This window comes from Flavobacterium anseongense, assembly GCF_021608185.1.
GTDB lineage: Bacteria > Bacteroidota > Bacteroidia > Flavobacteriales > Flavobacteriaceae > Flavobacterium > Flavobacterium anseongense.
Map to the genome: position 1 here is coordinate 156,636 of NZ_JAKIHN010000007.1, position 13,783 is coordinate 170,418.

The 13,783-nt window shown below is 36.7% G+C and carries 4 protein-coding genes; 3 read left to right on the forward strand and 1 reads right to left on the reverse strand.

Going from position 1 to position 13,783, the window contains the following annotated elements; translation table 11 throughout:
- Positions 1-109 precede the first annotated feature (109 nt).
- Entirely contained in the window at positions 110-7,711 is a 7,602-nt protein-coding gene (locus L1S35_RS10865; RefSeq protein ID WP_236400556.1) for a PKD-like domain-containing protein, read from the reverse strand.
- 364 nt (positions 7,712-8,075) lie between these two features.
- Between L1S35_RS10865 and L1S35_RS10870 the strand changes: the two genes are divergently transcribed.
- The 3 genes from L1S35_RS10870 to L1S35_RS10880 are packed head-to-tail and all read left to right on the forward strand — an operon-like array spanning position 8,076 to position 13,707.
- Positions 8,076-10,796 (forward strand): T9SS type B sorting domain-containing protein, encoded by a 2,721-nt coding sequence (locus tag L1S35_RS10870; protein WP_236400558.1) that lies wholly within the window; start codon positions 8,076-8,078, stop codon positions 10,794-10,796.
- A gap of 48 nt (positions 10,797-10,844) precedes the next feature.
- Positions 10,845-11,771 (forward strand): PorP/SprF family type IX secretion system membrane protein, encoded by a 927-nt coding sequence (locus L1S35_RS10875; protein WP_236400561.1) that lies wholly within the window; start codon positions 10,845-10,847, stop codon positions 11,769-11,771.
- 10 nt (positions 11,772-11,781) lie between these two features.
- Positions 11,782-13,707, forward strand: a complete 1,926-nt coding sequence (locus L1S35_RS10880) for an OmpA family protein (RefSeq protein WP_236400563.1) — start codon at positions 11,782-11,784, stop codon at positions 13,705-13,707.
- Positions 13,708-13,783: the final 76 nt, after the last annotated feature.

Here is a 13,783-nt window from a genome sequence, read left to right on the forward strand (position 1 = left end):
TTCGGTACAGATTTTTTTGTCTAAAGACTTAAAAATAATTTTATGATTAAAGAATCTAACTATGATTGCAAAAAAAAAGATGGTTGTTAAAACCATCTTTTTTTGTTAACTACCTTTTTAATGTGAAGTGAGCCGTGAAGACTTTGCTCATTCCAACTGTTGGATAATCTTCACTATACTCAACTTTAAACCAGTAATCATCTGATGGCAATAAATGTCCGTTGTAAATTCCGTTCCATCCTTCGCCTGTAGGGCTGATTTGTTTGATTAACTTTCCGTATCTATCAAAGATAAATATTTTTGCAGAATCATTTAAACCTACAATGTTCCATGTGTCGTGGTAACCATCTCCATTAGGCGTGAAATAATGTGGATAACCAATGATGTTTACTATTTTTATCAAATTTGTACAGCCATTGCTATCAGTTACTGTAACTCTATGTGGTCCTGGGGCTACATTGGTAAATATATTAGAGCTTTGCAACGGACCATCATCTAATGTATATAATAAGGTAGCATTACCTCCAGTTACAAGAACTTCAACAGTTGCATTACTGTCAAAAGCTAAAGTTTGATTGGTATCGATAGTAAGTCCGGGGAATGATGCAACTACTACTGCTTGTGTCATTACCGATTTACATCCTGTAGCAGTGTTGGTTACCAATACTGAATAAGTTCCAGCCTCAGTTGCTTCGTAAGAACTGTCGACGGCTCCGCTAATTATTCCTCCATTGAAATACCATTCAAAATCGTATGTAGCATCGCTTAAATGGGTATCTAAAGTATAGGTTTGATAAGCAATATTTGTTGTTTCATTTACACAAATTACACCATCATTCAAGTGAGGTTGCGGGGCAGGATTAACAGTTACAGTTATATTCAAAGAAGTTCCCGAACATCCATTAAAAGTTGGAATTACATTATAAACTGCTGTTCCTACATTAGAAAATGCCGTTAAAATATCATTAATTGTATCTCCTGTACCTGGTTGGGCACCTGTAACATTTGTAGTATTCACTGTCCATGCAAATGTTGTACCTGCAATACTTGGTGAAAGAGAAATATTTGGAGATTCACCACTACAAATAGTTGCTGCTGATGAACCAAAAACTTCTGGTGTTGGATTAACTGTTATAGTTACCGTTATTGGCGTTCCAGGACATCCATTGAACGATGGTGTGATAGTGTAATCAACCGTTCCTTGGACATTCCCAACAGTAGTTAATGTTTGTGCTATTGTATCTCCTGTTCCCGGTGAAGATCCAAAAATGCCAGTTTGTATAACGGTCCATGAGAACGTAGTTCCTGCGACTGTACTTGTCAAAGCGATATCTGTAGTTGATGCAGAACAAATAGATGTAGTTGCTGCATTAGCCGTTGCGACTGGAATAGGATTTACTTGAACTGTCACAATCAGTGGAGTACCCGGACAGCCTCCAACTAATGGGACTACTGAATATACAGCCTGACCTACGTTATTACTTGTTGCAGTTAGCACCTGAGCAATAGTATTTCCTGTTCCGCTGCTTGCTCCGGTAACGTTATTTTGAACCACATTCCAACTGAATGTTGTTCCCGCTACATTGCTGAATAATGTTATAGAAGTAGCACTTCCTGAACAAATCGATTGCAATGTCGTTGAAGCTGTTACAACCGGAGTTGGATTTACATTTATGGTAATTTGAGTCACAGGCCCTTGGCACACTCCTTCATTAGCTCTAACAGAGTAAGTTGCAGAACCCGGAACTACGCCAGTAGCGGTAAGATTTTGAGAGATAATAGATCCGCTTCCTGCACTAGCTCCGGAAACACCAGATTGAGTTACAGTCCAGTTGAAAGTTGCTGTACTAATGTTGCTTGAAAGTGAGATTCCTGTTGGTTGCCCAGAACAAATAGTCGGTGAGGATACTACTGAATTAACCAATGGAATAGGAATAACTGTAACTACAACAGAACCCGTTTGTGCCTGACTACAAGCAGGGGTTCCTGAAGATACAATACTTATCAATTGGTAGGTTGTATCAGCCGTTAAATTACCTGTAGGTACAGAAGCTGTCCCTAAATTATTTAAAACAACTGTTTGGTTGGCCCCACTATTAATAGTATAAGTAACTGTTGCATTTGGGGTACCAGTAAAAGTGATTGCCGTTGATCCATTATAACAAACTGTTGTTGCTCCGGAAATAGTCACCGTTGGTAATGGATTTACTGTTATTGTAGCAGTAACTGGTAAGCCAGTACAACCACTAAACGGAGTGATGGTATAAACAACTGTTCCTGGAGTAGTTCCTGTTGCAGTTAAAACATCTGCTATAGTGTTCCCTGATGCTGATGATGCACCTGTTACATTGGTTTGAGTTGATGTCCAACTATAGGTAGTTCCAATAGCATTACTGGATAAGGCAATATTGGTAGTATCTAGAGAACAAATAGTAGCCGTAACTGGAGTAGCTGTTGCTATTGGACGAGGATTAATAACAATGTTAGTGGTTGCTTGTACTTGTGAACATCCTGCAGTAGCAGCTAAGGTATAAGTTACTACATAAGCATTAGGTGTACTTGTACTTGGAGTAATAGCTCCAGTAGTGGCATTAATTGTTAATCCGGAAGTTGAGCTATAGGTGCCTCCTGTATAGGCATTCGTACCCGTTAAAGTAACTGTTTGATCAGTGGTTAATGTAGTACAAAAAGGTGAGCCAGTGTAAGCTATTGTAGCAGTTGGTATTGCTGTAATTACAATACTAGTATTGGTTGGTACCGAAGCACATCCAGCACTTGCAGGTGCAGTATAGGTTACAGTATATGTTCCATTGGAGCTGGTACTAGGAGTGATGGCCCCAGTAGTAGAGTCAATAGTTAAGCCTGTTGTTGAACTGTATACTCCTCCAGTGTAAGCATCTGTCCCTGTTAAAGTAACTGCCTGACCAGTATTTAATGTAGTACAAAAAGGCGTCCCTGCGTAAGAGATTGCAGCAGTTGGTACTCTTGTAATAATCACATTCGTAGTTGTTTGTACTTGCGCACATCCTGCAGCTGCAGCAAGCGTATAGGTTACTACATAGTTTCCAGGAGTACTTGTGCTAGGAGTAATAGCTCCTGTGGTTGGATCGATTGTTAAACCGGCTGTTGAGCTATAAGTACCTCCAGTGTAAGCTTCAGTTCCTGTTAAGGTAACTGCCTGTCCAGTAGTTAATGTTGTACAAAATGGTGTACCTATGTAAGAGATTGAAGCAGTTGGAGTTTTTGTAATAACAATGTTCGTAGTTGTTTGTATTTGCGCACAGCCCGAAGCGGCAGCAAGTGTATAGGTTACTACATAGCTTCCTTGTGTACTTGTGCTTGGAGTAATTGCTCCGGTAGTGGCATCAATAGTAAGACCTGTCGTCGAGCTATAAGTACCTCCAGTGTATGCTGCTGTCCCTGTTAAAGTAACTGCTTGACCAGTAGTTAAAGTTGTACAGAAAGGTGTGCCAACATAAGAGATTGCAGCAGTTGGTACTCTTGTAATAACAACATTTGTGGTTGTTTGTACCTGTGAACATCCTGCAGCGGCAGCAAGGGTATAGGTTACTACATAGTTTCCAGGAGTACTTGTACTTGGAGTAATAGCTCCAGTAGTAGCATCAATTGTTAAACCTGTTGTTGAACTATAAGTTCCTCCAGTAAAAGCATCTGTACCTGTTAAGGTAACTGCTTGACCAGTAGTTAATGTTGTACAAAATGGTGTACCCGCGTAAGAGATTGAAGCAGTTGGAATTTTTGTAATAACAATATTTGTGGTTGTTGATACTTGTGAACATCCAGCGCTAGCAGGTGTGGTATAAGTTACCACATAGTTTCCTTGTGTACTTGTACTTGGAGTGATTGCTCCGGTAGTAGCATCGATTGTTAAACCAGCTGTTGAGCTATAAGTACCTCCAGTATATGCTGCTGTACCTGTTAAAGTAACTGTTTGACCAGTAGTTAATGTTGTACAAAATGGAGTCCCAGTATAAGATATTGCAGCAGTTGGTACTTGTGTAATAACAATAGAAGTAGTGGTTGAAACAGGCGTACATCCTGCGCCTCCGGATATGGTATAGGTTACTACATAGTTTCCGGGAGTACTCGTACTTGGAGTGACACCCCCAGTGGAAGCATTGATAGTTAAACCTGTTGTTGAACTGTATACTCCACCTGTGTAAGCTCCTGTTCCAGTTAAAGTAACTGCCTGATCGGTGGTTAATGTGTTACAAAAAGGTGTACCGGCATAGGTAATTGTTGCAGTTGGAGTTGCCTTAATTTCAACACTTCCGGTAACAGGAAATGCTCCACATCCTCCGCTCGCTGGAACCATATAGGTCACTACGTATGTACCAGAAGTACTTGTGCTTGGAGTAACTGCTCCAGTGGTTGCATCAATAGTTAATCCTGTTGTAGAGCTAAATGTACCTCCTGTGTAAGCACCTGTTCCTGTTAAGGTAACAGGCTGAGCCGCAGTTAAATTAGGGCAAAACGGAGATCCGGCATAACTAAAAGTAGCTGTTGGTGCAGCGGCAAAAGATAATGTTGCAGCAGCAGAAGTTAATCCACAGGCGTTACCAGGATTACTTATAACTACACGGTATTGATCACCGGTCATTAAAGGTGTGGCACCGGAAATTAATAAGGTATTAGTGGTAGCTCCCGAATAGGTTGCATTATTTGTAACATTAGTCCAAGTAACACCACCATCAGCTGAAAATTGCCATTGATATGTATTTCCACCACCATTATCTACTAAAGTTACTGTAGCGGTTTGTGCGGCGCAATTTGTAGTAAAATAGGGTTGTGTTGTAATTGTTATTACAGCAAATGTGATATAGCTACTATTTGGAGCTGTATATCCATTTGTTCCGCTCGTAACTACTCCATTTGTGTTAACAGTTATAGGAGCATTTCCTAATAAACCGTCGCTATTTGGATCTGAAAAACCAGCTTCAATTACATCTTTACATCCATCATTATCACTATCTAATTCGATATAATTTTTTATTCCATCAGAATCGGTATCAGCAACTGTGTAGTTTAAAGTCCCTGAATCTGTAGCTGTTTCTAAAGAATTTGAAAGTCCATTTGCCCCAAAACTGGCAGCAGCTCCATCTACAATTCCATTAGCATCTGCATCTGAGGCACTGCTTCCTGATTCTACTAAATCAAATATTCCATCATTATCACTATCTAAATCCAAATAATTTGCTATTCCGTCTGAATCAGAATCTGCAGGTACAAATCCAGTTCCAAAAGCATCTGATAAACCGTCGTTATTAGCATCAGTTGGAGTGTATGCAACAAAACTTGCGCCTTGTGCTTCAATAATGTCTGTAATCCCGTCATTATCGCTATCAATATCTAAATAATTTGGCACACCATCTAAATCTGAATCTTTTGGAACACAAGTGGCGATAAATTTAAAAGTAGAATTATTAGCAACTAGCGTTGATAAATTTTTGTGAGTGATACTAAAAGAGTTGGTTAAATAGCTTAAAAATTTAAAAGTTCCAGTTCCTGCGGCTAATGAAACAGAGCTGTTTAACCTAAATCGTATATCGAAAGAAGTAAAATTTGTTACACCGCTTTCAAAAACACCATCGTAATTGGTATCAATCAAAAGTTGATTTGTTGGATTTAAAACCGTAATACTTTTATTAACATCACAAGTAACAATATACTCCGATCTAGAGTTCATCAAATCACTTGCTGCTGCTGTGGCTACATATTCCATACTGAGAGATATAGGAGTAGCGAAATTCATTTTATAGGTCACCCAATTTGTATTTCCGGTAGGAATACTAGTAACAAAACTACCATCAGCATTACCAACAAATGGAGTTGGATTTGCAGCAGCTGAAGTGGTAACAACTCCTGTAAATGCATTTGAATAGGTACCTACGGCTACTGTTCCTGAACTCGAATTAGAAGTATTAACCGGTTGATTGCCATAGGATTCAGTGCAATTTGTAATTCCATCATTATCGTCGTCGATATCTACATTGTCTGAAACTAAATCATTATCAACATTGGTTGGACAGTCACTAACCGGAATTAAATCGGAGGAAATTGCCGGACAACCTGCTGCATTCTGTCGGGTTACCTGATAATATCCAGGTTGCGTTGGTGTATATGTATTTGCGGTCGAACTAGGAATAGGGGTTGTACTTCCATTAAAATACCATGCATACGTATCTGTTAGGGCAATTGGAGTTACATCTAGGATAACGTTTGGAATACAATTTCCTGTTGCGGCAGAAGCAGTAGTATAATTAATTTCCGGCTTGGTATCAAATCCTGAATAATAACTTCCATAGGTTGCATTACTATCATTACCAAAATAAGAAACATAAACTTGATTCGTTGAGGTTATTTTTATATTTCCAGTTCTCCCTGTTAAAGTATATCTAACAAAAGCTGGAGATGTAGGTCCTGTAACAGGAACCGGAGTTGCTGTTACCGTAACATTATTTACTCTAACTATTGAGCCAGCAACAGTTACAATATTTACATTTCCTGAAAAAGTTTGCGAACCAATTTTTTGAATTAATGGAATATTATCTACAACACTTGGAGTTGAGCAATTAATTGGAGGTACAAAAAACATATTTTGATTTCCTAAATCTGTATTTCCTCCCATAGCCTGATAGCAAAAAACATTTTCTGTGGAAGTGACATATAAATTTCCATTTGTAAAATCACTACCATTATACACATAATATTCACCTGCATTAAGAGTTGCAGTGGCTGTAGCATTCCCGTTTTTGAATATTTGAGTTCCATTTGTGTGTGCAACTACCAATACACGCTCTAAAGCGTTGCTTCCCAATCCTTTAACAAAAATATACTCTTTCCCGGTCTTTTCAACTGGCACGATTTGGTCAAACCCATAATCTTTACCTCTAAAGTCACCTGTGCTCGTGTCGGCCGGAATTCCCGCAGTATAACTGCATCCACCAAAAGAACCTGAATTTACCACAATGTTTTTATCAGATTCAATCAAGCCACCATGTATAAAACTACTTCTAAAAACAGAAGTAGTATTTTCAAATGAAAAAATATAACTTTCATTTTTCTGTAGAGTTACTGAAATTGGTCCATTATATATTACCCCATTTGTCATTGGGGTTCCAATGGCTAATGGATCACTTAGGGTAATGGTAACGTGTGTGTCGTTTTCTGTAGCAATGAAAGAGGCAAAATTTAAAATGGAATCAAAATTACCAATAGGATTAAATTTATTCAGCATGCCTCCTAATCTAAATGTTTTTCCCATAGCACTTGTTCCTTTAGCTACAAGTCCGCCCGCTTGAGAACCACTATTTGATAATACTCTAATATTTGCATAAATTAAATCTGTAGCTTCAATTAGATATCCTTTATTTGTTAATAGGCCAATTGCAGTATTTGGAGTAAATAATTGAGAACTTCTACCTGTAGCTCCAGATGTAGTAGTGTTAATTGCATATTCAATAGGAATAGCATTAGTTACTGTTCTTGTAAATGGAACTCCTCCAATTGGCGTAATGGTTACCGTTACAGGTGTAGTGTTGGGAGTTGAAATATATAAATATTGTTCACCCGGAGCCATTCCACTATTTGTTGCGGAAGTAATAGGTGGGATATAATGAATTCTACTAAATTGTGAATAACTTGTTGTATATAGAAATAAAACAAAAAGCAACGTAACTATCTTCTTCATTTTTTAAATAGATTAATGCGCATTAATTAAACGATTAAGCTGATTGCAATCGATTACACAAAATTAAAAAAATATTTTTATTCAGCAAGAAATGTTTATAAATTTATCAACAAAGACTATTTATAATTATACATGCAATAAAAAATTTACTAAAAAATTTTGTATTTAGTTTTTTTTATGAAAATTTAAATATATTTGTAATCGATTGCACGAGTATATTTTTTTAAACTTTAAATACTTTTGTAATCGATTGCACAATTTTTTTATTATAAATAATATAGATTTTACAAGAGTTTCAAATCGCCTTAATACATTTTATATAATAGGTAAAGTAAATGCTTAAATTAATTCACAACATACAATTATGATTCTAACAAAAACAAAAATTATTACGAAAAGGGTTTGTCCTTTTTCATTTTCAAAAGCAGTAGTGTTTTTAATGCTATTTGGTTTTTTTGTTACTGCCAATGCTCAGGGTACGCCTGATGATATTGATGGAGACGGTATTCCAAATACTTTAGACTTAGATGATGACAATGACGGAGTATTAGACTCTGTGGAATCGGTAATTACCTACATTCAGTTGAATGGTTTCACAGCGTTTAGCCCTGCATCAATACCATCGTCAGGATTAGTAGCAGGAAACAGACTTATCAAAAGAAATGCATTAATCTATCAAAACAATCCTTATGATGCAATCATGGAATTCACAGCTGTTCAGCCTGGTTCAGGAAGATTATGGTTAATAGGAGGTGGTGATATAGCGCTTCAGGATATCTATCCTTTTGAAAACGCCTATTTTACTTACAGATTAATTTTTATGCCAGCAGGAGTAGCAACTCCAACCGGAACATTAACAGCATCTGCAATAAATAACGTAGCAGTATCTCTTGCGGACATTGACGGTAACGGAAATAGTTCAGACATGGGAGATGTAGCTGGTTATGCATTTGCAAATAATATTACAGGATCACCAATTGTTGGTGCCAATTTGGTTAATCAAGGTTTTACATTTGGGACATCAGGACTTGGAGGTCCGGGTGCTGGATTTGATTATTATAGACCAGTCCAACTAACTGCAACCAATGGAGCGCCTAATACAACTATTCTTGCCGACCCATTATATATGGTAACTACTTACCAAAATGTATATACTTCAAGTGAATTTGTTTATGGAGTTACCGGAACTGAAGATAGTGAAGTCGGAGAAAGAAGATCTCAAATATTTGTTCGTTTAGGTAATATCGATGGAGTCGATACAGATGGTGATGGTATTATTAATCAATATGATTTAGATTCTGATAACGATGGTTGTTCAGATTCTAATGAGTATTATTTCGATCCAAATAGTGCTGGACCTGGTCAACAATACGGCATGACAGGAGGAGCTGTAGCGCCTGTAAATCCAGATGGGACAGTAATAGCGGCAAGCTACAGTGGTTTTTATGATTTGGCACTTATTGCCGGTGGAGCAAATGCATTTACTAGCCCTGTAGACCGAATTATTAATGCTGGTGATACTACTACTTTTTCAGTAACTCCTGCAGGAAGTGCAGGGATTTCAAATTTTACCTGGCAGGTAAGCACAGATGGTGGAACAACCTGGACCAACGTTATCGACGGAGGAGTATATTCAGGTGCTTCAACAATGACACTTACAATAACGGGAGCACCTTACAGCATGAATAATTATAAATTTAGAGTAATGATTAGCTCTAGTGATTTAGTTTGTGGAGACACTTATTCGGCTCCGGCAACGTTATCATTCCTTAATGCAGCACCAATTGCAAACGACGACGACCTAAGTGCTAACCCTTTATTAGAAGATGGAGCAAATGGTACCGTAAGTGTTTTAAACAACGATACAGATCCTGATGGAAATCCAACAGCACCGGTAAACGGAACAGGACAATTTACGGTAGATTTAGACCCTGCCACAGCAGGAATTCAAACTACAATTACAACACCGGAAGGTGTTTGGACATTAAATCCTGCAACAGGTGTTGTTACATTTGACCCTGCAGATAATTATTTTGGTACAGCTTCTATTGTATATACACTTTGCGATCCAAGTGGTGCTTGTGATACTGCAATTATTACGTTTGTTGTAAGTTCTGTTAATGATGCTCCAGTTGCTGTTAACGATGTAATATCAACACCATATGATACCAATGTAAGTATCCCGGTTGCCGGTAATGATTATGATATTGATGGTACAATAAACCCAGCTACGATTGATTTAGATCCATCAACTCCGGGAATTCAAACTACTTTTACAGTTCCGGGAGAAGGAACTTATACTGCAAATCCAGACGGTACAGTAACTTTTGATCCTGTAGCAGGTTTTGAAGGTAATACTACGCCAGTAAATTATGTAATTCAAGACAATCAAGGATTGATATCTAACATCGGAACAATATCTATACTTGTTGGTCCGTGTAGCGATAATCCAAGCGGGGATTGTGATTTTGATGGATTGTCTAATTCAGATGAAATTACCATAGGTACAAATCCTAATAATCCGGATACCGATGGTGATGGTGTAATAGACGGTACCGAAGTTGCTGATGCTACCGATCCTTTAGATTTTTGTGAATCGATAGAAGAGCATGCTACTTTAGCTCCATCAACAGCGTTTTTAGATGCTGATTGTGATGGTGATGGACTCATAAACGGAGAAGAATTCGGTAATATTGTTGGTCAACCTTTTGACAGCAACGGAAATGGAATTCCTGATTATTTAGAAGTTAACAATTATTACCTTTCCAATTATGACGATGGATTAGAAATCTTTAACGGCGTTTCACCAGCGAGTGATGATATTAAAAATAATGTGTTTACTATTAGAAATATTGAGATGTATCCTAATAACACTTTACAGATATTCAATAGATGGGGAGTTGTAGTTTATGAAGTAGACGGTTACGGATCTAACAATAAATATTTTAAAGGAATCTCTGAAGGTAGAGCTACCGTTTCTGCTTCGGAAGAATTACCTGAAGGCACTTATTTCTATGTATTGAAATATGTTAATTCAACCGGGAAAAGCAAACAACGATCAGGATATTTATATCTAACTCGATAATTAATAAAAAGGGTGTTACTATCTAATAACGTTCTCAATTTAAAATATATGAAGACAAAATTTACAGGTTTATTTTTAGTGTTTTTTACTGTTGTTGCTTTTGCACAACAAGAAGGACAATATACTCAGTATATGTACAATACAAGTGTTATCAATCCGGCATATACTGGTTCGAGAGAAGCATTAAGTATTTTTGGATTACATCGAACTCAATGGGTTGGATTAGAAGGAGCACCGTCTACAAATAACATAGCAATCAGTTCGCCTATAGGCAAAAATGTTGCGTTGGGTTTAAGTGTGGTGAATGACAAAATTGGTCCTTCTGACGAAAATAATTTTGCGATTGATTTCTCTTATGGTTTTCCAATTTCAGAAAACTACAAACTGTCATTCGGATTAAAAGGAAGTGCTAATATATTAAATGTTGATTTTACAAAATTAAACATATACAACCCTGGAGATCCAAGATTTCAGGATAATATCGACAATCGATTTACATCAAATATTGGAGCAGGTGTTTATTTAAATTCTGATAAAACTTATTTTGGATTGTCAGTTCCTTATTTGATAGAAAGTAAGCATTATGATGGAACAGCTCCAAGTAGCGCTGATTCTTTTATAGCTTCAGAGAAAATGCACTTTAATTTTATTGCCGGACATGTATTTGATTTAAATCCAAACATCAAATTCAAACCTTCAGTATTAAGTAAAGTAGTTCAAGGTGCACCGTTATCATTGGATTTGTCTGGTAACTTTTTAATTAATGATAAATTTACCGCCGGTTTAGCCTATAGATTAAGTTCTTCTTTCAGCGCATTGGCAGGGTTTCAAGTAACAAATGGTTTATTCATCGGATATGCCTATGATAGAGAAACTACCAAATTGGCAGATTATAACTCAGGCTCTCATGAAGTGTTCCTGCGATTTGAATTAGTTAAAAGAAATGTAAAAATAATGTCTCCAAGATTCTTCTAATAGTACTATCATGAAAATAAAAAATATAATATTCAGTTCACTTTTAATCGTTGTTTTATTTCAACATGGCTATTCGCAAAAATCTCAAATTGCTGCTGCCGACAAAAAATATGAAAAAAGTTATTATGTCGATGCAATTGCTACCTATGAGCGCATAGCAGAAAAAGGATATAAGAATGAAAATATGTTCCTAAAATTAGGTAATGCAAATTATTTTAATGCTGAATTACAAAAAGCTGAAAAATGGTATACCGAGCTTTATAAAATGAATAAAGAGCAGGAACCGGAGTTTTTTTATAGATATTCTCAATCGCTAAAGTCAGTTGGGAATTATTCCAAAGCAAACGAAATGATGGAGGTGTTCAATAAAAAATCAGGTAACGAAAGAAGAGCCCAGCTATACGTAGACAATAAAAATTATCTTGAAACAATAAAAGCCAATTCAGGACGTTATGCAGTTGAAGACGCCGGAGTTAATTCAGCAAATTCAGATTTCGGAAGTGCTTTATTGGGGAATAAATTAGTATTTGCTTCGGCTCGCCCTGTTGCAGGATCAAGTAAAGTATTTAACCAAACCAAAGAATCATTTACAGATCTTTTTGAATCTGAAATTGGTACCGACGGAAAATTAGCAGAGCCAAAGCAATTTGGAGGTAAAGAAATCAATTCAGTATTTCATGAATCATCACCGGTTTTCACAAAAGATGGTAAAACGGTTTACTTTACAAGAAACAATTATAACGATGGTAAAAAAGGAAAAATCGTTAAGGACGTAATGGTGCTTAAATTATACAAAGCTACCTTAGAAAATGGTTCTTGGGGCAATGTAACCGAATTATCTATCAATAGTAATCAATACAATGTTGCAAATCCGGCCTTGAGTCTGGATAACAAGACGCTTTACTTTGCCTCAGATATGCCTGGAACATTAGGACAATCTGATTTATTTAAAGCCACTATAAAAGCCGATGGTAGTTTGGATACTCCGGTAAATCTTGGAAAAGGAATTAATACAGAAGGAAGAGAATCTTTCCCGTTTGTATCATTTGATAATAAATTGTATTTCGCAACCGATGGCCGTCCGGGTCTTGGAGGTTTGGATATTTATGTTTCCAAAATTGAAGATGAAGGCTTTAGAGGAGTTGAAAATGTTGGAGCTCCAATTAATAGCCCACAAGATGATTTTGCTTTTAGTATTCAAAATAACGGAAAAGGTTTTGTTACTTCAAATAGAACCGGTGGAAAAGGAGGCGACGACATTTATAAAGTTGCTGAAATACAGTGCAACCAAAAAGTGGAAGGTCTTATCACAGATTCAGAAACAAATCAAATACTGGCTAATGTAAAAGTTAGTTTGCTTAATGAAAAATTTGAGTTGCTGAAAGAATCTAAATCAGATGACAAAGGGCAGTATAGCTTTGATGCAGAATGTGGTAAAAAATATTATGTTAGAGCTGAATTGGATAAGTATCTTACTAAAGAAACTCCTGTTATAACGGGTACATCAAACGGTACAACCAATGTGCCTATCGCTATTGAAAAAGCCGGATGTACATTAGTTGTTGGAAGTGATTTGGCTAAGTGTTTCGGAATTAAATATACCTATTTTGATTTAAATAAAACTGCAATTACGAATGAAGCAGCCTTTGAATTAGAGAAAATTCTTGATGTTATGAAACAAAATACGAAAATCAAGATTGATGTTCGTTCGCATACCGATAGCCGACATACAGATAAATACAACCAAACTTTATCAGATAACAGAGCAAAAGCTACTATAGACTGGTTAGTTAAAAATGGTGTTGATGCCAGTAGACTTACAGGTAAAGGCTATGGAGAATCTCAATTATTAAACAAATGTTCCGACGGTGTTCAATGTACCGAAGAAGAGCATCAGGCAAATAGAAGAAGCGAGTTTATTGTTGTTGCATTCTAATAATACTAATGAAATGATTAATGTTATTTTAAAATAAGATATATTTTCTACCTTTGTACAGTCGTTTGTAAAATGC